This window comes from Streptomyces sp. NBC_00669 (genome assembly GCF_036226785.1).
Taxonomy (GTDB): Bacteria; Actinomycetota; Actinomycetes; order Streptomycetales; family Streptomycetaceae; genus Actinacidiphila.
In genome coordinates this window covers 5,519,742-5,543,864 of the sequence record NZ_CP109018.1, presented here as the reverse complement: position 1 = coordinate 5,543,864, position 24,123 = coordinate 5,519,742, and the positions used below count along the sequence as shown (strand labels likewise).

At 71.7% G+C, this 24,123-nt stretch carries 21 protein-coding genes; 4 read left to right on the top strand and 17 right to left on the bottom strand.

Annotated elements, in window-relative coordinates; all coding sequences use genetic code 11:
- Positions 1-20 precede the first annotated feature (20 nt).
- From OG896_RS23240 to OG896_RS23195, 10 genes are all read right to left on the bottom strand, one after another.
- Positions 21-671, bottom strand: coding sequence for a TadE/TadG family type IV pilus assembly protein (locus tag OG896_RS23240; protein WP_329368301.1), 651 nt, complete (start codon positions 669-671; stop codon positions 21-23).
- Positions 668-1,147, bottom strand: a complete 480-nt coding sequence (locus OG896_RS23235; protein WP_329368299.1) for a TadE/TadG family type IV pilus assembly protein — start codon at positions 1,145-1,147, stop codon at positions 668-670. Before OG896_RS23235 ends, OG896_RS23240 begins: the two co-directional genes overlap by 4 nt.
- A gap of 5 nt (positions 1,148-1,152) precedes the next feature.
- The gene (locus OG896_RS23230) at positions 1,153-1,677 is read right to left on the bottom strand and encodes a TadE family protein (protein WP_443057143.1); all 525 of its coding nucleotides are present in this window, start codon (positions 1,675-1,677) and stop codon (positions 1,153-1,155) included.
- Between the two features lie 25 nt (positions 1,678-1,702).
- Positions 1,703-1,954 carry a hypothetical protein gene (locus tag OG896_RS23225; RefSeq protein WP_329368297.1) on the bottom strand — a complete coding sequence of 84 codons (252 nt, stop codon included), beginning with the start codon at positions 1,952-1,954 and terminating at the stop codon, positions 1,703-1,705.
- A 58-nt stretch (positions 1,955-2,012) separates the two neighbouring features.
- Entirely contained in the window at positions 2,013-2,930 is a 918-nt protein-coding gene (locus OG896_RS23220; RefSeq protein ID WP_329368295.1) for a type II secretion system F family protein, read from the bottom strand.
- Positions 2,927-3,982, bottom strand: coding sequence for a type II secretion system F family protein (locus tag OG896_RS23215; protein WP_329368293.1), 1,056 nt, complete (start codon positions 3,980-3,982; stop codon positions 2,927-2,929). Before OG896_RS23215 ends, OG896_RS23220 begins: the two co-directional genes overlap by 4 nt.
- Positions 3,982-5,292: a CpaF family protein gene (locus OG896_RS23210; protein WP_329368291.1), complete on the bottom strand. Its 1,311-nt coding sequence runs from the start codon at positions 5,290-5,292 to the stop codon at positions 3,982-3,984. The genes OG896_RS23215 and OG896_RS23210 overlap by 1 nt, the downstream gene beginning before the upstream one ends.
- Positions 5,289-6,089 carry a hypothetical protein gene (locus OG896_RS23205; protein ID WP_329368289.1) on the bottom strand — a complete coding sequence of 267 codons (801 nt, stop codon included), beginning with the start codon at positions 6,087-6,089 and terminating at the stop codon, positions 5,289-5,291. The genes OG896_RS23210 and OG896_RS23205 overlap by 4 nt, the downstream gene beginning before the upstream one ends.
- A gap of 27 nt (positions 6,090-6,116) precedes the next feature.
- A complete protein-coding gene (locus tag OG896_RS23200; RefSeq protein WP_329368287.1) occupies positions 6,117-6,869 on the bottom strand; it encodes a hypothetical protein in 753 nt (250 codons plus the stop codon).
- Positions 6,870-7,224: 355 nt separating this feature from the next.
- Positions 7,225-7,548, bottom strand: coding sequence for a hypothetical protein (locus OG896_RS23195; protein ID WP_328465100.1), 324 nt, complete (start codon positions 7,546-7,548; stop codon positions 7,225-7,227).
- Between the two features lie 208 nt (positions 7,549-7,756).
- Between OG896_RS23195 and OG896_RS23190 the strand changes: the two genes are divergently transcribed.
- Positions 7,757-8,422 carry a hypothetical protein gene (locus OG896_RS23190; RefSeq protein ID WP_329368284.1) on the top strand — a complete coding sequence of 222 codons (666 nt, stop codon included), beginning with the start codon at positions 7,757-7,759 and terminating at the stop codon, positions 8,420-8,422.
- Positions 8,423-8,489: 67 nt separating this feature from the next.
- On the opposite strand, the gene OG896_RS23185 is transcribed toward OG896_RS23190, so the two are convergent.
- Complete coding sequence (locus OG896_RS23185) at positions 8,490-10,571, bottom strand: hypothetical protein (protein ID WP_329368282.1); 2,082 nt, start codon at positions 10,569-10,571, stop codon at positions 8,490-8,492.
- A 313-nt stretch (positions 10,572-10,884) separates the two neighbouring features.
- Between OG896_RS23185 and OG896_RS23180 the strand changes: the two genes are divergently transcribed.
- Complete coding sequence (locus OG896_RS23180) at positions 10,885-15,450, top strand: FtsK/SpoIIIE domain-containing protein (RefSeq protein ID WP_329368280.1); 4,566 nt, start codon at positions 10,885-10,887, stop codon at positions 15,448-15,450.
- 322 nt (positions 15,451-15,772) lie between these two features.
- Here OG896_RS23180 and OG896_RS23175 read toward each other — a convergent pair whose 3' ends face one another.
- The 4 genes from OG896_RS23175 to OG896_RS23160 form a co-directional block, all read right to left on the bottom strand.
- Entirely contained in the window at positions 15,773-16,042 is a 270-nt protein-coding gene (locus OG896_RS23175) for a WXG100 family type VII secretion target (RefSeq protein ID WP_328465108.1), read from the bottom strand.
- Positions 16,043-16,250: 208 nt separating this feature from the next.
- Entirely contained in the window at positions 16,251-16,853 is a 603-nt protein-coding gene (locus OG896_RS23170; protein ID WP_329368278.1) for a hypothetical protein, read from the bottom strand.
- Positions 16,854-17,221: 368 nt separating this feature from the next.
- Positions 17,222-18,220, bottom strand: a complete 999-nt coding sequence (locus OG896_RS23165; protein WP_329368276.1) for an alpha/beta fold hydrolase — start codon at positions 18,218-18,220, stop codon at positions 17,222-17,224.
- Between the two features lie 418 nt (positions 18,221-18,638).
- The gene (locus tag OG896_RS23160; protein ID WP_329368274.1) at positions 18,639-19,331 is read right to left on the bottom strand and encodes a metal-dependent transcriptional regulator; all 693 of its coding nucleotides are present in this window, start codon (positions 19,329-19,331) and stop codon (positions 18,639-18,641) included.
- A 141-nt stretch (positions 19,332-19,472) separates the two neighbouring features.
- Between OG896_RS23160 and OG896_RS23155 the strand changes: the two genes are divergently transcribed.
- Positions 19,473-20,234 (top strand): SIS domain-containing protein, encoded by a 762-nt coding sequence (locus OG896_RS23155; RefSeq protein ID WP_329368272.1) that lies wholly within the window; start codon positions 19,473-19,475, stop codon positions 20,232-20,234.
- Positions 20,235-20,328: 94 nt separating this feature from the next.
- On the opposite strand, the gene OG896_RS23150 is transcribed toward OG896_RS23155, so the two are convergent.
- Both OG896_RS23150 and pdxH read right to left on the bottom strand, forming a co-directional pair.
- A complete protein-coding gene (locus tag OG896_RS23150) occupies positions 20,329-21,723 on the bottom strand; it encodes a PAS domain-containing protein (RefSeq protein WP_329368270.1) in 1,395 nt (464 codons plus the stop codon).
- A gap of 342 nt (positions 21,724-22,065) precedes the next feature.
- On the bottom strand, positions 22,066-22,704 hold the full coding sequence (gene pdxH, locus OG896_RS23145) for a pyridoxamine 5'-phosphate oxidase (protein WP_329374214.1): 639 nt from the start codon (positions 22,702-22,704) through the stop codon (positions 22,066-22,068).
- 223 nt (positions 22,705-22,927) lie between these two features.
- On the opposite strand from pdxH, the gene OG896_RS23140 reads away from it, so the two are divergent.
- On the top strand, positions 22,928-24,028 hold the full coding sequence (locus OG896_RS23140; RefSeq protein WP_329368269.1) for a citrate synthase 2: 1,101 nt from the start codon (positions 22,928-22,930) through the stop codon (positions 24,026-24,028).
- Positions 24,029-24,123 lie beyond the last annotated feature (95 nt).

The window sequence follows — 24,123 nt, the reverse complement described above, 5'->3', positions numbered from 1 at the left end:
GTACGGTTCGCGTGCCGCTGTCAGTTGCCGGGGCCGGTGATCGACACCGCGTCGGCCTTGCCCTCGACGGTGATCGAGCTCTTGTAGAAGAAGCCGCTGAGGATCGGTTTGTAGGTCACGTACACCACCACCTCGACCCGGTCGGGCCCGGTCGGCGGGGTCGGGCAGCCGGCCCGGCGCCAGTCGCTGGCCGGCAGGTTGACGTCCCGCGCGAACTGCTGCACCCGGGCGGTGCACTGCTGGTAGTCGATCACCGGCTGGGCGCCGCTCCCGGCGTTGCGCAGCGCCTCCACGTCGATGTCCTGAGCGGCGTAGCGCGCGGCCTGTTCGGCGATGTCGGCGGCGCGTTCGCGCTTGGCGATGGACAGCCCGCCGTCCACCACGAAGGCGGCGAGGGCCATGAACACCAGCGCGAAGATCACCACGGCGGCGGCGCCGGAGCCCCGGTCGTCGCCGCGCAGGGCGCGCAGCCGGGCGGTCAGGGTACGGCCGGCGAGCGGGCTGCCGTCGCCGGCGGTGCGGCCGCCGGGGGCGGTGCGCCTTGCGGGGGCCGTCCGCTTCGGGAACGCCACCACGTCCTCCATCACGTCGTCCACCACGTTGCCCAGCGCCTCGCCCGCGGCCGCTTCCACCGCGTTCGTCGGCGCCTTCACCTTCGTCGCCGCCCTCATGTCGCCGACCTGCGGTACGGGTCGAGCGGCGAGGCCGACGTGGAGGTCACGGTCTTGGTGATGGGCAGCCCGAGGAAGCTCAACCCGCGCACCGTGCAGGTGACTTCGATCGTGAAGAGGGTGTCGGGACGGAAGCTGGTGTCGCCGACCGGGGTGACCGTCGCCGGCTTGGTGCAGGTGCCCGCCAGGTCCTCGTGCGCCGCCTGGACCGCCTGCTGGATCGCCTCCGAGCGGCTGTGCTCGATCGAGCCGGCCCGGGCGGCGTCGCGAGCCGCACCGTCCACCGCCCCGCGCCCGTCGACGAGTTGGCCGAACGCGACCAGCATCAGCACGAACATGATGATCACCGGGGCGAGGATGACCACCTCGATGGTGGACAGCCCCCGGTCCCCGTCGCGGCGCCCGGTACGGCACCGGCCGGCCGCCGCGCGTACTCCGCCTACCGCGGCGGCGCGCGCTCTGAGCGCGAACTCCATGTCCCTCATCCCCCGTTGTCCGGCACGAACCGCTCGACCGGACCCGACGACGTCTCGTTCACCTTGAAGGAGAAGCCCGCCAGCGGGAAGACCGTGGGCACCTTCGCCGTCACCTGGACGCGGACGGTGTCGGCGTCGTTCGCGTCCCTGCTCGGGACGACGTGCGGGTCGATCAGGAGCTCGGGCCCGAGTTGCCGGATGTAGTCGCTCGCGGTCTGGCTCGCGTCCCCGGACCAGTCCTGGCCGGTCGACGCCTCGTCCCTCGCCTTGCGGGCGCCGGCTCGCGCCGCCGCCTGCGCGACATGGTCGGCGAAGTAGTACATCCCGAACTGCACGGTCGCGAAGATCATGAAGAACAGCACCGGGGTGAGGAAGACGAACTCGATCGCGGTCATGCCGCGGTCGCCGCCGGGGCGTGCCGGAGCACGTCCCGGCGCCGCGGGCGCGCGGCTGCCCACACCGCTGTCGCCGTGCGCCGCGTCGAGCCGGCGGCGTACGGCGCGGCGCAGAGTACGGGTCGTCCGTCCCATGGCTGCTCTCCCCCTGACAGGCCGGTCAGCAGCCGTTCTTGCTGCCGTCCGCGCCGGCGATGCAGTTGCTGACGCCGGTCGCCTTGCTGTTCAGGGCGTTCTTGATGATGAACCCGACCGCCGCGACGATGGCCACCACGATCGCGGAGATCACCACCCACTCGACGGCGGAGGCGCCGCGGGACATGTCCTCCTCGGTGCGGACCCGGTCGATCCGCCCACGCAGGTAGACGTAGAGGAAACTCAGTTTCGGGTCGAAGGATGTCAGTCGGTCCATGCGGTTCATGGCTCGGTCCTCTCGGTGGACGGTCGTCGTCGGAGCTGCACGATGGTGATCAGACCTGGAAGACCCGCATCGCGGCGGGGTAGATCAGGAAGACCAGGAAGCCGGCGGCGAGCAGCATCTGCGCGACCAGCATGGACTGGGACTGCTCGCCGGCCTGGCCCTCGATCTCGGACAGTTCCCGGTGGCGCATCGTCTCCGCGCGCGAGGCCAGCGACTCGCGGATCTTCGCGCCGTCGTCCGCGACCAGCGCGAGCGTGACACCGAGGTCCTGCAACTCCTCGATGCCCAGTTCGTCGCCGAGCCGGCCGAGGGCGACCCACTGGCTGGTGCCGGTGATCCGCGCGTCGGCAAGGCAGTTGCGGATGCGCATCAGCGCCCAGCCGTCACTGATCTCCGCGGCCGCCATCAGCGCCTCGGGCAGACCGCGGCCGCCGGCCAGGTTCATCGACACCAGGTCGAGATAGGCGCCGATCACCCGCCGCAGGTCCTTGCGCTTGGCCGCGGCGTCCCGCCGCACCTCGAGGTCCGGCAGCAGGAAGAACACCCCGGCGAAGAGCAGCGCCAGCCAGACCGGGATGATCGGGCTGACGCCGAAGCCCACTTCCGCGCCCACCGCGAAGAGCGCCGGGCCGAAGACCACACCGGCCGCGGCCAGCGCCGTCTTGGTGGCGAGGAACGTCTCCCAACTGCGGTCGAGCACCGCGAGGTCGGAACGCAGCGAGCGCAGCTCCCAGCCCTGCTGCAGGTAGAAGGCGGCGACCCGCCGACCGAGTTGGGCGCGCCAGCCCTCGGCCTTGACGGAGTTGGCGGTGGTGTCGGCGGTGGTGGCGCCGGTGGCGCGCAGCGCGTCGATCTGCGCGATGGTGGACACCGCGCTGCGCCGGCTCGGCATCAGCGCCCGGATCAGTGCGAAGACGCCCAGGCCGAAGACGGCGCCGACCAGGCACGCGAAGACGATGGTGTTCATCGGTTGCCTGCCCCCTGTCCCGGCACGGCCGGACGGCCCTGCGCTCCGTAGCCCGGGACGCCCTGTGCCGCGCCGGGCGCCTGCTGCGCCGTGCCGCCGTACGGTCCGCCCTGCCGGCCGGCCGCGCCCTGCGGGCCGCCGGCCGGGAACTGCCCGGCCGCGAAGGGCTGTTGCCCGGTCCGCTCGGGTCCGTGCACGAGGAAGCGGTCCGGCGTCTCGATCTTCGACAACTTGCGCAGCCACCAGAACCCGGCCGCGAACAGCAGGCACACGATGGCGAGCACGAGTTGGCCCACCGCGCTGCTGTACGGCTGGACGAAGCCGCGGTTGAAGATGGCCAGTCCCAGCACGAACACCACGGAGACCACGACCACGATCTGCACGCTGCGCCGGGTGCTGGCCCGCTGCGCCATCACGCGCTGCCGCATGTCCACTTCCTCGCGGGCGGACTTGGCCAGGGCGCCGAGCACGTCCCGCAGACCGGGGCCGCGCAGCCGGGCGTTGAGGATGAGGGCGGCGATGATGATGTCGGCCGAGGCGTCGTCGATCTCGTCGGCGAGCATCTGGAGCGCGTCCGGCAGCGGCCAGCGGGCCCGCAACCGGTCGACGAGGGCGTCGAGATGGACCCGCAGCGCGGGCGCGGCGGCCCGGGCGGAGGCCGGTATGGCCTGCTCCAGGCCGACGGCGCCGGCGATGGTGTCGCGCAGCGACTCGGTCCAGCCGGCCAGCGCCTCGACCCGCTTCATCGCCGCGCGTTCGTCGGAGGCTCCGCCGAAGAGCCGGTCCCAGGCGAAGACGAGCAGTGCGGTGGCCGCGCCGAGCACCAGCCACCGGGTCAGGCCGAGCACCGCGAGGCCGACCACGATGGCGATCGAACCGCGCTGGGTGAGGAACCGGCCGATCTCCGAGGCGCGTTCGGCGCCGGACTGCCCGGGGGCCACCGGCTTGGGTGCCCAGCCGCGCATCGCGACGATGAACAGCGCGATGCCGCCGCCGCCCACCGCCCCGGCCAGCAGACCGTAGAGCGTGGTCATCGAGAAGAAGCCGGACATTACCGCCACACCCCCGTGGGCTGGTAGCCGTTGGCGAGTAGCTCGTCGAGGCAGGAGATGGGCGCGTGGGGCAGGGCCACCGCCGCGTCCGGGTGCTCGGCGAAGATCTCGCTGGAAAGGACGCGGCCGTCCACGCCGTTCACCTCGCGGATGGAGGTGACGACGCGGCGCAGGGTGCCGCCGCGCTGGAAGTCGTTGCGGCGCTGGATGAAGACCACGAAGTCGATGGCGCCGGCCACCAGCATCTGCGACGCCTCCACCGGCAGCCGCTCCTGTGCCTGCAGCGCGTAGGTGGAGATGCGGTTGAAGACCTCAGCGGAGCCGTTGGCGTGGATCGTCGACAGCGAGCCGTCGTTGCCCTGCGACATGGCGTTGAGCATGGTGACGATCTCGTCGCCGAGCACCTCGCCGACGATGACGCGGGAGGGGTTCATACGCAGCGAGCGGCGGACGAGTTCGGCCATGGAGATGGCGCCCAGGCCCTCGGAGTTGGGCAGCCGCTCCTCGAACGCCACGACGTTGGGGTGGAGTTCGGGGAACTGGTCGAGGCCGAGTTCCAGGGCGCGCTCGACGGTGATGAGGCGCTCGTGCGCCGGGATCACGTTGGCCATCGCACGCAGAAGCGTGGTCTTCCCGGCGTTGGTGGCCCCGGCGATCATCAGGTTCTTGCGGGCGAGCACCGCCGAGGACAGGAACGACCCGACCTCGGGGGTGATCGTGTGGTTGCCGACCAGGTCGGCGAGGAAGACCTTGCCCAGGCGGGCGCGCCGGATGGACAGCGCGGGGCGGCGGGTGACGTCCATGACCGCCGAGAGCCGGGAGCCGTCGGGCAGCCGCAGGTCGAGTTGCGGGTTGGCGGTGTCGAACGGGCGCGAGGACAGGCCGGAGTAGGCGCCGAGCACCTGGATCAGCTCGATCAGTTCCTCGTCGGTCTCGGCGACCGGTTCGGCCTGCAGTTCACGGCCGTCGGAGTAGCCGACGAAGACCTGGTCGCAGCCGTTGATGTCGATGTTCTCGACCTCGGGGTCGTCCAGCAGCGGCTGGAGCCGGCCGACGCCGAACAGCGCGGCGTGCACCGCGGCGGCGTACGCCTCCTCGCCGTGGGCGTCCGGCGGGGTGCGGCCGACGGCGATCTCGGCGCGCGCGTAGTCCTCGAGTATCTGGGCGATGATCGCGCGGGCGAAGTGCCGTTCGTCCTCCGGCGACATCGCGGTGCGGGCCGCGACCTGGTCCAGCCGCCGCTGCTCGGCGATGCGGTCGCCCGCCTCCTGCCGGAAGCGCTTGACGAGCGAGTGGTCCACCTCGCTCATCGCAGGACCCCGTACCGCTGCGGTACGTCGGCGGTGACCTGGCGGGCGGAGCGGATCAGCAGGGACTTGTCGAGGCGGCCGCGGCGCCGGCCGCTGAGCATCTCGGCGCCGGCCGCGTCGTCGGCGAGGGTGCCGACCACCCGGGCGGAGATCTGCGAGGCCACCAGCATCTCGTTGACCTGGGCGGCGAGCCGGGCGCTGCGCCCGGTGTCGGCGATCAGCAGCACGCCGATCGGCGGGTAGCCGAGCGCGGCGGCGCCGCGCTGCGAGCCGTGCAGCTTCGCGGACAGCGCGCCGGCCCGGTCCCGGACCCGGGCCAGGTTCTCCGGCTCGGTACGGGCGACCAGCAGCACCAGGGCGGCGTGCGGGAGCAGTTCGAGGCTCGGCGAGTCGGGACCGATCCGGCCGCAGTCGGCGATCACGTCGGCGGCGCCGTTGGGTGACTCGGCGAGCGTGGCGAACGCCTGCCCGAGCATCGGCCACAATCCGGAGAGCCCTGCGGCCTGTTCGGGTGCGGCAAGGCCCACCAGCACGTCAAGGCCACCGACCAGCGGCTGGGCATGGTCCCACAACTGCTCGGCGGCCAGGCCGTGCCGGGCGGTCGCGGCCAGCGACAGCAGGCCGGAGTTGGGGTTGAGCACCCCGCCGTGGGCGCCCGTCGAGCGGTAGACGAGGTCACCGCCGGCCGGGTCGGCCTCGGCGAGCAGGACGCGGCGCGGCCATACGGCGGCGAGCGCCACCGCGGTCGTGGTGACGCCGGGGGAGCCCTTGTCCGCTGCGATTGCGATCAGTGCCATCTCGTCTGCCTCGTCCGCGCCGCTCGATCAGTGCTTGCTGGGGACGAGCACGAGGGAGACGTTGCCCGCCGCGGAGGCGACCGCCAGCGGGCCGGCGTCGGCGACGTCCGCGATGACCGTGACGCTCGCGGAGCCGTCGCCGAAGTTACCGCCGCTGGTGGCGTCGAAGTGTTTGATGACCAGGTTGTCGCTGATGAGGTTGCTGGCGCCGCCGGTGCCATTGGCACCACTCGTCGACGTCCCCGAGTCGCTGGAGGACTTGGCGTCGTTGCCGACCAGGTACGCCGCCACGGTGAGGCCGTTGGCCAGGCCGTTGGGGTACTGGCCCGCCTTCAGTGACATACCCACCAGGGTCTTGCCGGGCGCGAGCACGTCGGAGTTCTGGGTGATCATCGAGCGGACCAGGACGGACCCCTTGGTCAGGTTGGTGGCAGCGCGCCACTGCGAGATCACCTGTTCACGCTGGTCCCACCGGATGTAGTCGACGGCGGTGCCGTCGGCGACCATCACTTCCTGCATCGACTTGGCCGGGATCTTGTCGCCGACCGCGACGGCATCCGTGACCTCGATGACAGACACCTTGTTGCCCGCGCGCAGCACCATCACGGTGGCGCCGAGCGCGCCCACCAGGATCAGCAGCACGGCGAGCGCGGCCAGCGCGGGCTTGCGTTCGCGTGGCGCGACCGGCAACCGCCCGGCGCCCGGTCCGTTCAAGTGCGGTGCGGGAACGGACTGGCGGCCACTGCCGCCGCCCGCGGCGGAACGTTCCCTGGTCTTCACTTCACTGCCCCCGAGCCGGCGCATCGCATCAGCTTTTTCGGCCCCGTGCGGCGAGTCCGTCGCTCTCCTGTCCGGCGACGACCCCACAGGCCGATGTCAAGTCACCGCACGCTATCAGCGCCAAACAAACGCCCTCAAGGCGTGGCCGGTGACAACCCGCACACATCATTGCAACAGAACGAAACGACGCCCGCCCGGACCGGTCAACCACTCCGATCCCGCCATGAACCCCCGCACGTACGGCAATTGCCCGGAAATCCGGGCCACCGCACCGATACGGCGATACTTCGATACCGCGATCACGCGGGATTGCGGGGCGGTACGGGCCCAGGCCCGCGCGGCGCCCTCCGCTCCGCTAGTACGGCATGTGGTACATCTTGGCCTCGCCCGGGGTGACCTTCTCCGGGAGCTTGCCGATCTCCGCGTCGATCACCGGCACGAGTTTGCCGAGCAGCGTCTGGATGGTGCCGTGGCGGCCCTTCACATCGGCGCCCCAGGAGTCCGCTGTCTTGCCGACCCACACCTTGCCGCCGCCCATGTCCGAAACCGTCGTCTTCAACGGCTCCTTGAGCGCGCCGAGATCCTGCATCAGTCTGCGCTTGAGAGCCTGCAGATCCTCGATCGCCGGATTCGGCACTGTCGCCTGTGGCGCGAGGTTGCTGGTGCTGCTGTCACCCATCGAGTTGTCCCCCGTAGCCGAACACGATCACAACGAGAATATCCGCGCTTGCACGAAGCGCCGACTGCACGGGAACGGGAGCAGGCGCCGGAGCTGAAAGCTCCGGGCCGGATGTCCCGGCTTCCGCTTTCGGCCCGCTGTCCCCGTGTGCGCGCGGCGCACCTGCCCCTATGGTATCTGCTAGCCCCCGCAGGAGGACGAGGACCACGTGACGAACAACGCCGCCGACAACGACAACGCCATCGCGCTCACCCCGATCTCCGTGCCCGACCCCACCGACCGCGACCGCGCCAAACGCCGCAGGAAGATCATCGCGCTCGTGGGAGCGGTGGTCGTGGTGGCCGGCGGCATCAGCTGGTGGGCCGTGGCCTCGAACAGCGGTGACTCCAAGCCGACCAAGCACACCGCGGCGATCCCGAAGGCGTTCGGGGCGTACACGGAGGCGAAGGACGGGACCGGGTGGGCCGGGCTCACACCCCACAACACGGACATCACCAAGGGCGACGTCGACCTCATCTACCTGGGGTCGGGCGGCCGCGCCGCACTGGTCGACGTGTCTCTCGACCCGCCGGACTACAAGAGCGACCAGACCGACCACGGACCCGGTTCCGCATCGATGACCGCGGAACTCCTGGGGACCGACGGGAAAGAGAAGATCACCAGCTCTCCGGCCGGCAGGCAAGGCGGCACGATCCAGTGCGCCGACATCTCCGCGGCGGGGCGCACCATCTCGCGGTGTGCCTGGCAGAGCAAGGCCGCCACGGTCACGCTCTCGCCCGGTCTGGACCAGCACACGATCGTGGACCACGACGCCGCCGACGTCCTGCGTTCCTTCCTCGACGCCCTGAAGATCGAGCCAAAGGCCCAGGACTGACCGCGGTCCGGTCCGGTCCGGCTGGCGGCCACCCGCGTCCGGGTAGCCGCCCGGCGAACCGCTTTCCTCACTCCGCCAGGTGCTGGAGCTGCTGCCCCTGCGTGAAGCCGCGTGAGTCCACGTGGTTGACGATCGCGGGGTCCATGAGCCAGCTGTTGTAGGCGGTGCGCTGGCGGGGGCTCATCTTGTCGATGTCCATGACGGTGCCGTCGGACGTGATGAAGTTGTCGGCCGGCGCCTTGATGTAGTCCTTGGGGTTGCCGGTGTACGTCTTCGGCTCGCCGTTCCTGGGGTGGATCGTGACCGGCGCCGTCACGTCGGACGAGAAACCGCCGCCGCTGAGCTGCGAGTTGGCCTCGCTCTGGTACTCGTGCTGCCAACTCACGTCGAGTTCGGAGTCGTTGATCTGCTTGTACTTGGCGGCGAGGCCGGGGGCGTCCTCCGGGGACACCGACACCTTGCTGGCGATGTAGTCCGTGAGCAGGTCGGTCGCGGTCCCACCCAGCTCGGTGGCCTTCTCCGTGCCGAGTTCGGTGATCGCGGCCGTACCGCCGGTGGCTGCCCCCACCGCCAGGTCCTTCGCGGTCGAGATCAGCGCGGTTCGCGCACTGTTGACGCTCTCCGCCCAGTCGTCGGCGTCCGTCTCGATCGAGCCCTTGGCGTACTCGAAGGCAGTGCTGTACGCCTTCATCATCATCCCGCGCTGCATGGCCCGGTAGTCCTGCGCGTGCTCCGTGGTGTCCTTCTTCGCGCTGCCGACCTCGTTGGTGATCTGGGTGCGGAAGGAGTCGAAGAGCGCGCTCTCCTGGCCGGCGACGGTCGGGTTCCGGGCCGACTCGTTGAGCAGCGCCTGCCACAGCGGCGCGCCCACCTCCAGGCCCGGGCGGTTCGGGTCCTGGCCGGCCAGGAACGCTTTCTGGTCCCACTGCGACATCTTCTCTGTGAAGCCGCCCGAGGTGGCGTCGGCGCCCCACAGCGTGTTGCCGGTCGGCGACGTGATCCCGTAGACCATGTCGCTCCAGTTGGCCGTGATCAGCTTGCCGTAGTAGACGTCGATCGGGTCGTAGGGGTGGATCTTGCTCGAATCACCGTTCTGATGGCGGTAGTTGTCCATCATGATGCGGCCGGTGAGCTTCTCGGCGAGCGGCCGGTTGGTTGTCTTCAGGTCGATCGTGCCGGCCGACATCATGTCCGCGAACGCCTTCGCCCGGGCGGGCGGCTGGCCGAGGTCCCAGGGGCCGTGCGGGTAGATGATGGTCTGCATGGTGTCGTAGTTGTGGTCCATCCACTCACCCGACGCCTCGGGGTTCTTGCTGATCGCGTTGAAGAGCTGGGTGTAGTGGTCGTCACCGAAGACGCCCTTCTCCATGCCCGAGCTGTTCATGAACTCGCTGCCGTTCTTCGAACTGTCCTTGTCGAAGACGCGGTTGCCCAGCGCGACCAGGTAGTCCTTGTCCTGCGAGCCGCCCGGCAGCAGCCCGGTGAGGTAGTCGGCGCGGAAGACGCCCCGGGGGTCCTTGAACTTGTCGAACCACTTGTCCCAGCTCGCCTGCTTCTGGGCGGCGGTCTGCCCCTCGTAGGCGACCTTGGTGAAGGTGCCGAAGGTCTTGGCGATGACGTCACGGTCGTGCTTGGCCTGGTCCGGGTGGTCGCCGTACCGGCTGTACATGTTGTCGTCGGCCATGTCGTTGGTCAGAACCATCAGGTTCTGCGGACCCAACTCGTTGTAGAACGACTTGAGATAGTCCGGGTCGTCCCCGTGGGCGCTCAGATCCGAGAAGAGGTCCTCGGACGGGTCGTCGCCGTTCTTGATCGCGTCCTTGTACTTGTCCGCGAGGGCCTTGCCGTCCTTCTGCGACTGGGCCGTGGTGTTCACCATGCTGTCGTCGATGGTGACCATGCCCTTGTGCCCCGGATACGGCTTCTCGGTGGCGATCGCCAGGTGGTAGCGACGGGTGAGCATCGGCATCTGATCATCCAACCAGCCGCATATGCCGACCAGTTGGGAGAGAGACGAGGTATCCAGCCCCTTTTCGGCGAACTGCGACTTGTACGACGTCGCAGTGGTCCGCAACTGGTCCTTGTCGCCCTTGAACGAACTCGTCATCTTCTGCAGGCCGTCCGGATCTATCCCGGAAAACTCACCCATCCGCTTCTCCTCCCGTTGTCCGTTTGTGCCTTTTGCCGAGCTTCCGCTTCGTGAGGACGTCGTCTTCCCCGCGACAAGGCGCACCCGGCCGGCCCCGTGTTGTAGACGAGGATCGCATAGCCGCGAGAAACGGTTCCGCCCTCAACGGCGGTTCCGGTGGCGGACGCCGGAGCCGTCGGCCCCGCCGGGCCCGTGACGGGACTTACCGGCGGTTTCCGCGGGCCTATAGCCTCGTGGGAACACCGGGATGGTTAATGGACACAGGCACAGTGGATGCGGGGCCCGGTGCGGGCCCACGGGGAGGGACACAGCCATGCGCGTGACCGTGACGGTCGTACAGCAGGGCGTCGACGCGCAGGACGTACTGGTGACCGCCGACGACTCCGCGAGCGCGGAGGACGTGGCGCTGGCACTGGGTCGGGCGGTCGGCGCGGTGGCGCAGGAGCCGGCCGGGCAGGTCGGGGGCGTGGTCGTGCAGTTCCCCGGGCAGCACCAGGGCGGCACCCGGGCGGGCGGACAACCGGGCGGAATACCGGGCGGCCAATCGACCCGGCAACCGCTCGGCCAGCCGGGCGGATCGAGGGCGTGGCCCGCCCAACCGGTCGTCACCGCACCGGTGTTGTGGGCCGACGGCGTGCCCTGCGACCCGCAGGCGCAGGCGTCGACGGTGCTGCGCGACGGCATGCGGGTCACCGTCGACGACTCGATCGGGCCGTTCATGCGCACCGGCGAGCCGTCCGGGCGCTACGAACTGCGGGTGTGCGCGGGGCCGGGCGCCGGCCGGGTGGCCCGGCTCGGTGTCGGCACCGCGACCATCGGCTCCGCGGTGGGCTGCACCGTCACCGTGCAGGACCCGGCGATGGCGCCGACCGCCGCGCGCGTCTCGGTGGCCATGGACGGCACCGTGACGCTGATCGGCGCGCCGGGTTCCGGCCTCACGCTGGAGAACGAACCGGTGGAGTCGGAGCGGCAGTGGCCGCTGCGCGCGCAGGTGAAGGCGGGTGAGTCGGTGCTCGTGCTGGACGAGCCGAGCACGCCGGACGCGCACCTGTCCCCGATGGGCGAGGGCGGCCTCGCCTACAACCGGCCGCCCCGGCTGAACGCGCTGTCGCCGCGGCCGCGGCTGTACGTCCCGCAGAAGGGCGAGAAGAACGACCGCGCCCGGTTCCAGGTGCTCACCCTGGTCGTCCCGCTGCTCTTCGGCGTGATGATGTACTTCATGGTCCACCAGGTCTACATGCTGCTTTTCTGCGTGATGAGCCCGGTGATGATGGTCGGCCAGTGGGTCAGCGAGAACCGCCAGGGCAAGCGCAAGAACCAGGACGCCGCGAAGAGCTTCAAGGCCGCGATGGCCGAGCACGAACAGGACCTGGAGGCCGCCCGGCTCTTCGACCAGCGGGAGCGGCGCTCCAACTACCCTGACGCCGCCGAGATCCTGCTCTTCGCGACCGGCCCGCGCCGCCGGCTGTGGGAGCGGCGGCTGACCGACCCGGACGCGATGCGGCTGCGGATCGGCGTCGCCGACCTGCCCGCCGACATCGAGTTGCAGCCCAAGGGCAACATGCCCGAGGGCGCGCCGCCGCTGGAAGTCCCGCTGGTCTACGACGTGCCGCTGCCGCTGCCGTTCCCGGAGATCGGCGTGATCGGTGTCGCGGGCGAACGGGCCAGGGCGCTGGCCACCACCCGCTGGCTGGTCTCGCAGGCCGCGGTGCTGCACAGCCCGCGCGACCTGTCGATCGTGGTGCTCTCCTCCGCCCCTGACGCCGAGCAGTCGTGGAGCTGGGCGCACTGGCTGCCGCATCTGGCTCCCCAACAGGGCCAGGACTGCGTCTCGTTGATCGGCACCGACCAGGAGGCGGCCGGCCGCCGGATCAACGAACTCCTCCAGGAACTGGCCCGGCGCAAGGCGGACTCCGCCGCCAACCAGAGCGGCCGGCTGCGCCCGGACCCGTACGTCCTGGTGGTGCTGGACGGTGCGCGGCTGCTGCGCCGGATGCCCGGCCTGCCGCAACTCCTCCAGGAGGGGCCGCAGTTCGGGATGTTCGCGCTGTGCGTCGACGAGGACGAGCGGCTGCTGCCCGAGGAGGTGCGGCTCGCGGTGTGCTGGTCGCAGCACGCGGCCAGCCGGCTGCACCTGCGCGGCGCGGGTCTGGAACGGCTCGGCGAGGTCCTCGCCGACCAGGTCGGTCCCGACTGGTGCGAGTTGGTGGCCCGCTCGTTGGCGCCGGTGCGCGACGTCAGCCGCGACGACGCGGACAGCGCGCTGCCCACGTCCGCACGGCTGCTGGACCTGCTGGGCATGCCCGACCCGGTGGGCGAGCAGGTCGCCGGGATCTGGCAGCGCGGCGGCTCGACGACCGCGGCGCCGATCGGCGTCGGCGCGGACGGCACCTTCGTCCTGGACATCCGCAAGGACGGCCCGCACGCGCTGGTCGCGGGGACCACCGGCGCGGGCAAGTCCGAGCTGCTACAGACGATCATCGCCTCGCTCGCGGTGGCCAACCGCCCCGACGCGCTCAACTTCGTCCTGATCGACTACAAGGGCGGCAGCGCCTTCCAGGACTGTGCGCGGCTGCCGCACACCGTCGGCATGGTCAGCGACCTGGACGCGCACCTGACCGAGCGCGCACTCGCCTCGCTCGCCGCGGAGTTGCACCACCGCGAGACGATCCTGTTCAACGCGGGCACCAAGGACATCGAGGACTACAACGACGCGCGGCGGATGCGGCCGGAGTTGGAGCCGATGCCCCGACTCGTGCTGATCATCGACGAGTTCGCCTCCCTGGTGGCCGAACTTCCGGACTTCATCGCCGGTCTGGTCGACATCGCCCGCCGCGGCCGTTCGCTGGGCGTGCACCTGGTGCTGGCGACGCAGCGGCCCGCCGGTGTGGTCAGCGCCGACATCCGCGCCAACACCAACCTGAGGATCGCGCTTCGCGTCACCGACGCCGACGAGTCGCGGGACGTCATCGACGCGCCCGACTCGGGGGCGATCGCCAAATCCACGCCGGGCCGCGCCTATGTCCGCTCCGGCGCCCAGTCGCTGGTCGGCGTGCAGTCCGCGCGTATCGGTGGCCGCCGCCCGGCGGTCGGCCAGGAGCGCACCAAGGCCGAGGTGGCGCCACTGGGTTGGCGGTCGCTGGGCCGGCCGATACCGCGCGGCGCGCAGGGCGACGGCGACGACGGCACCATGGTGACCGACCTCGCGGTGCTGGTGGACGCGATCAGGGAAGCCTCCGACCTGCTCGGCTTCCCGGCGCCGCGCAAGCCGTGGCTGGACCCGCTGCCCGAGCACATCGTCGCCGAGGACCTGCCGGCGGATGCCGGCGCGACCCCGACCGGCGACGTCTCACCCATCGGCTACGGTCTGACCGACCTGCCCGCGCAGCAGGCCCGCGCCCGGCTCTCGGTCGACCTGGTGCACGGCGAGCACGTCCTGATCGCCGGTGGCCCGCGCTCGGGCCGCTCCACCGCGCTGCGTACGATCGCCGGCTCGCTCGCCCGCGACACCGCGCCCAGCGACGTGCACCTCTACGCCATCGACTGCGGCGCCAACGCGCTGCTGCCACTGGTGGCGCTGCCGCACTGCGGCGCGGTCGTCACCCGCGACCAGCCGGAGCGGCTGTCGCGACTGCTGGACCGGCTCTCCAGCGAGGTGTCGCGGCGGCAGCAACTCCTCGCCGTCAAGGGCGCGTCCAGTGCCGCCGAGCAGCGGGCGATGGCCGCCACCCCGGAGGAGCGGCTGCCGTGGATGGTGCTGCTGCTCGACAACTGGGAGGGCTACACCTCGACGTTCGAGTCGTACAACTACGGCAAGTTGATCGAGGGGGCCATGCGGCTGTTCCGGGAAGGCGGTTCGGCCGGGCTGAAGGTCGTCATGACGTCGGACCGGTCCGGTTTCCTCGGAGCGATCTCGTCGGTCTTCGCGGACAAGCTGATCCTGCGGATGGCCGACCCGAACGACTACGTCAACGGCGGCCTGGGCCCGCGTGACGTGCCGAAGAACATGCCGTCCGGACGGGCGCTGCGCCCCACCGACCACGGCGTCCAGGAGAACCAGGTGGCGCTGCTGGCCGCGGACCCGGCCGGCCAGGCGCAGGTGGAGGTGCTGCAGCGGATCGGACGGCAGTCCACCGAGCGGATCGGGCGGGTGGGGCGGCTGCCCAAGCCGCAGCGGCCGATGCGGGTGGACGCGCTGCCGCCGCGGGTCACGCTGACCGACGCGATGGCGCTCGACCCGGACTTCACGCCGTCGTCACCGCTGTGGGCGCTGATGGGCGTGGGCGGCGACGAGTTGGCGCCGGTCGGGATCGATCTGCAGGACGCCGGGCCCGGGTTCGTGATCGCCGGGCCGCCGAAGTCGGGCCGCTCGACGGCGCTGATCACGGCGGCACGGTCGCTGCTCGCCGCCGGTACGCCGGTGGTGCTGGTCACCCCGCGCCGCTCCCCGCTGCGCGACCTGGCCGGTCAACCCGGCGTGCTGGGACTGCTGATGGGCACCGACGCGAGCGCGGAGGACCTGACGGAGCTGACCGGCAAGGCGGGCGGCGAGAAGTTCGTGGTTCTCGTGGACGACAGCGAACTCCTCTACGACACCACGCTGGAGACGGCGCTGGAGGAGGTCGTCAAGAGCGGCATGGACGGCGACCACGCGCTGATCGCGGCCGGGTCGGCGGACTCGATGGGCTCGCAGTACCGCGGTTTCGTGGTGGAGGCGCGGAAGTCGCGCAACGGCATGCTGCTGTCGCCGCAGGGCGGTTCCGAGGGCGACCTGTTCAACGTGCGGCTGCCGCGGGACGTGGGCGGCGGCCCGCTCGGCCGCGGTCTGCTGATCCGCGGGGGCACGGTGATGCAGGTGCAGGCGGCGGAGCCGGTGTAGTCGGGGTTCGCTTGACGGGGCCTGTGTGCAACTGGCCTGCGGGGCCGCGCCGTTCGAGGGCGCGGCCCCGCTGAAGTCTCCGGCCGGCTGGCCGGCTGACCTGCGACCGGACGGCTGGGGCAGGCGCGGGCACGGCGGGCAGGCGCCCGGGCGGGTGGAGAGCCGGGCGGGTGGAAGGGCCGGGCGGGTGGACGGGCCGGGCGGGTGGACGGGCGGGGCATACGGAAGTGGCCGGGCACGCGGAAGGGCCGGGCGGTCGGAGCGATGCTCCGAAGCCCGGCCCTTGCGGTACCGCGCGGCCTCGAACGTGACCGGACCAGCGTCAGCTGGTGGCGTGCTCGATGTTGGTCGCGTTGGTCTTGGCGGAGTTCTGGGCCTCGTGCAGCGTCGACACGAACTTCTCGAAGGTCGGCTTCAGCTGCTCCCACTCGCTGCGGAACTGGTTGGCGCGCGGGCCCTTCCAGTAGTCCGCACTGCTGCTGGTCGCAGAGTGAAGGTGGTTGATCAGCGTCGCGAGGTTACCGGCCTCGGTTCCGAACTTTCCCGCCAGTGCAGTCAGTTGGGCGATATCGGCGCCCTGCATACCCGCCATGTGCGTCCCTCCCCGTTAGTAGGAAAACGTGGCGGACACCTCATCCGCCATACGGGACGCTAGCAAACAGGGGCCGTGAATGCAGCCCCCGTCCCAGACGCCCCGCCCGTTTGTTGCCGAACGTGGACATCCCCACGGGAACGTCACCCACGGGACGCGGTCCGCCCACTGTTCGGTGCGCGCCGCTGTTCCGTGCGAGCCGCGTTATTCAGCTGCTGGGCAAGCCGGTTCGGGTGAACGTGTCGGTGGGTCCGTCGGTCCACTGCACGGTGAGCGTCTTGCCGTCCGCGGCCATCACGCCGTGTCCGGAGGTCCGTTCCTTGTCGCCGTCCATGCAGGTCATGGTCAGGTGGACGCCGTCCCGGTCGGTGAAACTGCCGCCGCACAGGTGGTCGCTGGTCAAGGCGGCCTTGCCCTTGCCGAGCACGAGTTGCACCTTTACCCCGTCGACGGTGGCGAGCCAGACGCCCTCGACGGTCTGTGTGGAGTCCGTGGACGCCCCACCGGTGTCGCCGCCCTCCGCGGTGTCGGTGGCCGAACCGGTCGCGCTCGGCGTGACGGTGCTCGCGGCGGAGACCGACGGCGCCGGCGGCAGCGTGGCCGTCCGGCTCGCGCTCGGTTCCTTCCTGGCGTCGGTGCCGCGACCGCTGCCCCCGCACCCGGTCAGCAGGAGTGCGGCAGCGACCACCGCGGCGGCGGTCGCCGTACCCGCGTATCCGGCCGCCGTGGCGCGGCCGCGCAGGCCCGCGGCACCGGGCCCGCTCTGCCCGTCCCGGCGGCTTCGACTTCGACTGCGACTTCGACGGCTCAAACGACTCCGACAGCGCATCCGCACTCCCCCATGTCGCGATGTGGAACCCAGCGGACACGCAAGCTACCAGCAGCCGAACGACTACGCGCAGTCCGAACCCCCGTCCCGCCCGCACCTCACCCCGACAGCCACGCACGGCTCCACATTCGCCACACACAGGCACCACAACCACCCATTCCCGCCTCACAGCAGCCTCACCGCCGCGACACAGCTACGGGCCGACGCCGTACGGGTGATGACGGCGTGGGCACCCGTCTCGCTCGGGCCTGTCCCGGTCGTCGGTACGCGGCCTGGCGAGCGCGCGGCCACGTCGGTCCGCGTCCCGGCCGGCGCGCGTCTCCGCCCCCGGCTGGGCGCTCCCGACCGGGTCATGCCGAGCCCGCGGCCTCCCGTTCGGCGAGCGCCTCACCGACGAAACGCTCCAACGTCTCGACCCAGACCTCGGGTTGGTCCCACGGGGCGAGATGACCGGCGTCGGCTATCTCGGCGTAGCGCCCGCGCGGCAGGACACGGACCATCTCCTGCGCCTCGGCGCGGCCCAACTCACCGGCCGGCCCGCGGACGACGAGCGCCGGGCAGTGCACCCGGGCCAACTCGTCCCAGTGGGCGTCACGTATCCAGGGGTCGCGGGAGCCGAGCAGATGCGCGGGTTCGTACATCGGGCGCCAGCCGTCCTCCCGTTCGCTCATCACCTCGGCGAAGAAGTCGCCGCGAACCGGGTCGGGCGGATCGGCCCACGGGTCGGCGACGCCGAACCACTGGCGTACGTCGCCGAGCGTGGCGAAGGGCAGTGGCCAGGAGGCGAGCCACTCCGCCCACTCCCGCTGTCCCGTCTCCCCCAGGGCCGAGGCGCGCATGTCGCAGATGACGACGGCCGCCACGAGGTCGGGCCGCCGCGCCGCGCACTGCCAGGCGGTCAGCGCGCCCATCGAGTGGCCGACGAGGGTGACCGGACCGAGGTCGAGTTGCTCGATGGCGGCGATGGCGTCGCGCACGTACGCCTCAGGGGTGTAGGGGCCGTCGGGCTTGCCGCTGTGGCCGTGGCCGCGCTGGTCGAGGGCGAGCGCTCGATAGTGCGGGGCGAGCCGCCGGGCGGTGGCGGCCCAGTGCGAGGCGCGGCCGAGCAGGCCGTGCAGCAGCAGCATTCCGGGGCGGGGCTCGGCGGCCCCGTCCGCCGCCGGGCGCCCGGCGGCCAGAGCCACGCCGCTCGCCGCGCGCGCGTCGGCCCGTACGGCCCTGTCCCTACCCGCATCGGCCGGCGGGCCCGCACCCGCGGGTGCGCCCGGCCCGGCCGCGACCGGCCCGCCGTACTCCCACGCCGCGAGCCGCAGACCGCCCGCTCCCGTGACCTCATGCCGTGTGGCCATCCCGCACCCCCTTCCGCTCCTCGTCCGACACCGGCGGGTGCAGAGGGGCGCCCGCCGGCCGCTCGGTCACGGTTCTTCCGCGCCGCGCTGATCCCTTGCACCGGCAACGCTATCGAACTTCTATTCGAACATGGGGCTCACGCGCCCAACACCGCTCGTTCGAGTGACAGCGCTCAAGGATTGGCCGTGTGGGCCGAGGGGAGGACTTGAACGGGACGCGGCGTGCAGGGGAAGCGGGTCGCGGGGAGGTCTCGGGAAGCTCGGGGTCCCGGGTCCTTCGGGGATCGCAGGGGAGGGGCGAGGGGAGGGAAGAGCCCCGGTGCCGCACGCGGCACCGGGGCCTCGCCTTGTCCCGCGGCGCACCGGACGCACCGCCCGGCACACCGCACAGATGGCGCGTCCTGGTGCGTGACGCGCCCTACCGCTTGGCGACGAAGACGTACGAGGCGATCTCGGGGTCCAGCTCGGCGGCCTCGCCGCCGCTGCCGACCAGGACGCCGCCCGCCGAACCCGTCACGCTCACCACGGCGCCCGGCTGCACGCCGGCCCGCCGCAGCGTGTGCATGACCTGCGCGTCGGTCTGGATCGGCTCCCCGATCCTGCGGACCACCACGCTCGCGCCGGCGCTGCCGGGGTTGAGTTCACTGAGGCTGACCATGCCCTCCTCCAGGAAGGGGTCCGCCTCCGTGGCCTCGCCCAGCTCCTCAAGGCCCGGGATCGGGTTGCCGTACGGCGACTCGGTGGGGTGCCGCAGGATCTCCAGCACCCGCCGCTCCACGGCCTCGCTCATCACGTGCTCCCAGCGGCACGCCTCGGCGTGCACCTGCTCCCACTCCAGGCCGATCACGTCGACCAGCAGGCATTCGGCGATGCGGTGCTTGCGCATCACCCGCGTCGCCGTGCGGCGCCCCTCGTCGGTGAGTTCCAGGTGCCGGTCCCCCGCGACGTGCAGCAGCCCGTCGCGTTCCATGCGTGCCACGGTCTGGGAGACCGTGGGCCCGCTCTGGTCGAGCCGCTCGGCGATCCGAGCGCGCATCGGAACCACACCTTCCTCCTCCAGCTCCAAAATGGTGCGGAGATACATCTCCGTCGTGTCGATCAGTCCGGACATGCGCGCCCCTCATTTACTCGTGCGTGGCCCCGCCACAATTCTGACTCATCCCACGGACATCGGACTCCGCGCCGACCGGACAGCTCCGCCGCACGCTGGTTTTCTTGACACCGGCCAGGGCCTGGCAGCACGGTGATCCGCATGACCGACCCCCGCCAGGAACCGGCCGAGCGCTATTTCGACGCCGCGATCGCACTACTTCGCCGGGCCCGCGACGAGGAGGGCGAATCCGTCCGGCAGGCCGCCGCCGCGGTCGCTGACGCGATCACCGCGGGCGGCCAGATCTTCGCCTTCGGGGCAGGCCACTCCTCGCTGCCCGCCCAGGACGTGGTGTACCGTGCGGGCGGCCTCGCCCTGGTCAACCTACTCTCCGTCCCCGGTGTCGTCGGCGTCGATGTGGTCCCCGCCACCTTGGGCAGCGCCCTGGAGCGCGTCGAGGGGCTGGCGGGTGCCGCCCTGGACACCAGTCCGGCCCGCGCGGGCGACGTGCTCTTCGTGATCTCGCTGTCCGGCCGCAACACCCTGCCGATCGAGATGGCGCAGAACGCCCGCGCCCTGGGCATGACCGTCATCGGTGTGACCTCGCTCGCATACGCCCGGGAGACCGGTTCCCGGCACTCGACCGGCACTTTCCTGAAGGACCACTGCGACATCGTGGTGGACTCCAAGATCCCGGTCGGCGACGCCGAACTGGCCGACGACCGGATTCCCGCGCCCTTCGCGCCGGCCTCCACCGTCGTCACCAGCGCCCTGATGCAGGCCGTGATGGCGACCGCCGCCACCGACCTCGCCGCCCGCGGCGCGGTCCCCCCGATGATCCGCTCGGGCAACGTGGACGGCGGCCACGAGTGGAACGGCCGCGTCTTCGAGGAGTACCGCGACCGGATCTTCTTCCGGCGCTGAGGCCCGCCGGCGGCGCTGAGGGCCGCCGGCCCGGTGCGCGGGCCGCGCTGCCCGCCCGCCGGCGCCGGACCGAGGAGCCGGGCTCGCGGCGCGCTCAGCGCCCACCGGGCCCGTCGCGGTCCCCGTCCGCCGCGACGTCCGGCCGCTCCGCCGGGCCCGCCACCCCCGCCAGGTCCAGCGCCATCGCGACCCTGGCGGCGACGTCCTCGGCATACGCGGCGTCCGCCCGATCGAACAGCCGGCGCCCGGCGCGCCGCAGAAACGTCAGCGCGCCGACCGTACGGTCCCTGCTGCGCAGCACCGTGGCCAGCCCGTGCACGGTGCCCGCCGGCCACTGCCTGGCCTCGGCCCACGCGTCGGTACGGTCCCGGGGCGCGGCCCGCTCGGCGTCGGGTGCCCCGAAGCTGGTGCGTACGGTGCCCAGCCTTTCGACGGCCTGGCAGGCGGGGTGGTCGCGCCGGTAGCCGACGGGGACGACATTGCCCTCGGCGGGGCGCCCGGGGCCCGGCTCGCCCTCCGGGGTGGCGATGATCCGCACCAGCCGTCCGGCACCGTCGGCGCGGTCCACCAGCGCGTGGTCGGCGAACCCGGCGAGCGCGAAGTCCAGGTGGAGCACCGCCGCCTCCAGGGCGCCCTCGCACTCCGCGGCGGCCCGGTCCGCGCGATGCAACTGCTGGTAGCGGAAGCGGACCCGGGCGCTCTCGTGCTCGGCGCTCTTCTGCTCGGTGATGTCGGCGAACAGCCACCCGACGCCCAAGGGCACCGGCTCCTCCCCCAGCGGCGACCCCAGCCGCACGAAGCCGCTGCGCCAGCAGTGCCGGGTGCCGGCACTGTCACCCCGCAGGCTCACCCACAGGTCGGTGGAGGCGGGCGGCGCGCCCTCCGCGAGCACGTGCTGGAGCGTGCTCTCCAGTTGCTCCGCGCCCTGGCCGAGCAGGTCGCCCAGCGGACGGCCGAGCACGCCCTCCCGGCCCGCCCGCAGCATCCGGACGGCGTGGGCGTTGACCTGGGCGGGCCGCAGGTCGGCGTCGACGAGCACCACGCCCCAGGAAGCGTCGTCGAAGAGCGACTCGCTCAGGGCGACGGAGCGTTCCAGGTCGATCTGGGCGTCGACCTCGGAGAAGGCGCAGTACACGCCGTTGGGCTGCCCGTCGGGCCCCAGGACGGCCGCCGACTGGGTACGGACCAGGACGCGCCTGCCGTCCTTGGTGACCAGCGCGAACTCGTGCACCCGGCGTCCGTCCGCGCTCATGGCTGCCAGCAGCCGCTGCTCCGCCTGCCTGGCGTCCGGGGCGCGGGCCGCCCAGCCGTCGAATCCGCGCCTTCCTATGGCGTCCGCCGCGCTCCAGCCGAGAATGCGGGTGGCCTCGGCGTTCCAGTGGGTGACGACCCCCTTGCGGTCGAAGGCGCACAAGCCCGCCTCCATACCGTCGAGCAGCGCCGCGAGAAGCTGCTCGTCACCCTTGGATTGCGCATCGAAAGGCTGCACGTCACAACATTCAACCCTCGTGTGGGCCGCGTCACAGGCCGTTTGGATAAATGGCTTGTGCCTTCCCCCGTGAGGTTCTTACTGTTGCGGCACACACGAAGGGAGGTGGTCTGAAGCATGAGTTGCACTCGGACACGTGAGGTGACTGCGGGCTAGCTCCGCGCACTTGGGCGTGCGTGATGCTCGCCAATCCCACGCAGTTCACCCGACCCGCGGGCTCGTCGGACTTGTCCGGCCGGTGCCCGGAGCCATCCGGCTCCGGGGAGCAGCCCGCGGGTCGTTCCGTTTTTTCGCTCCCTGAGCGCCCTGGCGTCAGGGACCGGGCGCTGGGGTGCTGAGCGCCTAGGGTTCCAGGCGCTCCACGGACCACCCGCCGTCGGCGCCGGACACGTACCGCAGCCGGTCGTGCAGCCGGTTCTCCCGGCCCTGCCAGAACTCGACGGCGCGGGCGCGTACCCGGTATCCGCCCCAGTACGGCGGCACCGGTACCTCGCTGCCTTCCGGCCAGCGCCCGGCCAGCTCGGCGTACCTCTCCTCCAACCTGGCGCGGGAGGCGACGACGGAGGACTGCCGGCTGGCGTGGGCACCGATCTGCGAGCCGTGCGGACGGCTGTGGAAGTAAGCCTCGGTCTCCTGGGCGGTGGTCCTTACGGCGGTGCCGCTGACGATCACCTGGCGGGCGATGGGGTGCCAGGGGAAGAGCAGCGAGACGTACGGGTTGGCGGCCAGCTCACGGCCCTTGCGCGAGCCGTGGTTGCTGAAGAAGACGAATCCACCCTCGTCGTAGCCCTTGAGCAGCACCGTGCGGGAGCTGGGCACCCCGTCCGGTCCGGCCGTCGAGACGACCATGGCGTTGGGCTCCGCGAGTTCCCCGCGTGCCGCGGCCCGCACGGCGTCGGCGAACCACCGGGCGAACTGCCGGTAGGGATCGGCGGCCAGCTCGGCCTCGGTGAGCCCTGCCGCGCGGTACTGCTTGCGCATGGCCGCGGGGTCGTCGTCACCCGGACGCGGAGCGGTCTGGTCGTCTTGCCGGAGAGGTTCGTGCACGCGCACATCTTGCAGGACCGCGGCGCGGGCGGTCCCATGGTGACCCCGTGTGCCGGATGTCACCCGCCGCGGAACCCCGCTCGGCGGGGTGACCTGACCGGCTACGGGGCATGACGGGGAGACAAGCACAGAGCCGTGATCGTGAAGGAGCCGCCCCATGTCCGACTTCGTACCGGGACTCGAAGGAGTCGTCGCGTTCGAGACGGAGATCGCAGAACCGGACAAGGAAGGCGGCTCGCTGCGCTACCGCGGGGTCGACATCGAGGAACTGGTCGGCCACGTCTCGTTCGGGAACGTGTGGGGCCTGCTGGTCGACGGCCGCTTCAACCCCGGCCTGCCGCCCGCCGAACCGTTCCCGATCCCGGTGCACTCCGGTGACATCCGGGTCGACGTGCAGTCCGCGCTGGCCATGCTGGCGCCCGTATGGGGCCTCAAACCCCTGCTCGACATCGACGCGGAGGCGGCCAGGGACAACCTCGCCCGCGCGGCGGTGATGGCGCTGTCGTACGTCGCCCAGTCCGCCCGCGGCCAGGGGCTGCCGATGGTGCCGCAGCGGGAGATCGACAAGGCGCAGTCGATCACCGAGCGGTTCATGATCCGCTGGCGCGGCGAGCCGGACCCCAAGCACGTCGCGGCGGTGGACGCGTACTGGACGTCGGCGGCCGAGCACGGCATGAACGCCTCGACGTTCACCGCCCGGGTGATCGCCTCGACCGGCGCCGACGTGGCCGCCGCGCTGTCCGGCGCGGTGGGCGCCATGTCCGGGCCGCTGCACGGCGGGGCGCCGTCCCGCGTGCTCGGCATGATCGAGGAGATCGAGCGCACCGGCGACGCGGAGGGCTACGTGAAGGCCGCGCTGGACCGGGGCGAGCGGCTGATGGGCTTCGGCCACCGCGTCTACCGCGCGGAGGACCCGCGGGCCCGGGTGCTTCGGCGCACCGCCCGCGAGTTGGGCGCGCCGCGCTACGAAGTCGCCGAAGCCCTCGAGAAGGCGGCACTCGCCGAGCTGCACGCCAGGCGGCCGGACCGGGTGCTGGCCACGAACGTCGAGTTCTGGGCCGCGATCATGCTGGACTTCGCGGAGGTGCCCGCGCACATGTTCACCTCGATGTTCACCTGCGCCCGCACGGCCGGTTGGTCGGCCCACATCCTGGAGCAGAAGCGCACCGGCCGGCTGGTGCGGCCCTCGGCCCGCTACATCGGGCCCGGCACCCGCAGCGTCAAGGACGTCGAGGGCTTCCCCGACGTGGCTCACTGACCTGCCGGGGGCGGGCGGGACCGGCAAGTTCGGCCTCGCCCGTCTCCGGAACGCAGTCACCCGCGCCCCCTGGGGACACCGTCGGGTCGGGGTCG

What these genes read in the sequence shown, in the direction of transcription:
- OG896_RS23240 (WP_329368301.1), bottom strand. Translation starts at nt 671, where the DNA reads ATGAGGGCGGCGACGAAGGTGAAGGCGCCGACGAACGCGGTGGAAGCG.
- OG896_RS23160 (WP_329368274.1), bottom strand. Translation starts at nt 19,331, where the DNA reads ATGTCCGGACTGATCGACACGACGGAGATGTATCTCCGCACCATTTTG.
- OG896_RS23210 (WP_329368291.1), bottom strand. Translation starts at nt 5,292, where the DNA reads ATGAGCGAGGTGGACCACTCGCTCGTCAAGCGCTTCCGGCAGGAGGCG.
- pdxH (WP_329374214.1), bottom strand. Translation starts at nt 22,704, where the DNA reads ATGCGCAAGCAGTACCGCGCGGCAGGGCTCACCGAGGCCGAGCTGGCC.
- OG896_RS23215 (WP_329368293.1), bottom strand. Translation starts at nt 3,982, where the DNA reads ATGTCCGGCTTCTTCTCGATGACCACGCTCTACGGTCTGCTGGCCGGG.
- OG896_RS23220 (WP_329368295.1), bottom strand. Translation starts at nt 2,930, where the DNA reads ATGAACACCATCGTCTTCGCGTGCCTGGTCGGCGCCGTCTTCGGCCTG.
- OG896_RS23155 (WP_329368272.1), top strand. Translation starts at nt 19,473, where the DNA reads ATGACCGACCCCCGCCAGGAACCGGCCGAGCGCTATTTCGACGCCGCG.
- OG896_RS23235 (WP_329368299.1), bottom strand. Translation starts at nt 1,147, where the DNA reads ATGGAGTTCGCGCTCAGAGCGCGCGCCGCCGCGGTAGGCGGAGTACGC.
- OG896_RS23140 (WP_329368269.1), top strand. Translation starts at nt 22,928, where the DNA reads ATGTCCGACTTCGTACCGGGACTCGAAGGAGTCGTCGCGTTCGAGACG.
- OG896_RS23195 (WP_328465100.1), bottom strand. Translation starts at nt 7,548, where the DNA reads ATGGGTGACAGCAGCACCAGCAACCTCGCGCCACAGGCGACAGTGCCG.
- OG896_RS23185 (WP_329368282.1), bottom strand. Translation starts at nt 10,571, where the DNA reads ATGGGTGAGTTTTCCGGGATAGATCCGGACGGCCTGCAGAAGATGACG.
- OG896_RS23225 (WP_329368297.1), bottom strand. Translation starts at nt 1,954, where the DNA reads ATGGACCGACTGACATCCTTCGACCCGAAACTGAGTTTCCTCTACGTC.
- OG896_RS23165 (WP_329368276.1), bottom strand. Translation starts at nt 18,220, where the DNA reads ATGGCCACACGGCATGAGGTCACGGGAGCGGGCGGTCTGCGGCTCGCG.
- OG896_RS23205 (WP_329368289.1), bottom strand. Translation starts at nt 6,089, where the DNA reads ATGGCACTGATCGCAATCGCAGCGGACAAGGGCTCCCCCGGCGTCACC.
- OG896_RS23230 (WP_443057143.1), bottom strand. Translation starts at nt 1,677, where the DNA reads ATGGGACGGACGACCCGTACTCTGCGCCGCGCCGTACGCCGCCGGCTC.
- OG896_RS23180 (WP_329368280.1), top strand. Translation starts at nt 10,885, where the DNA reads ATGCGCGTGACCGTGACGGTCGTACAGCAGGGCGTCGACGCGCAGGAC.
- OG896_RS23175 (WP_328465108.1), bottom strand. Translation starts at nt 16,042, where the DNA reads ATGGCGGGTATGCAGGGCGCCGATATCGCCCAACTGACTGCACTGGCG.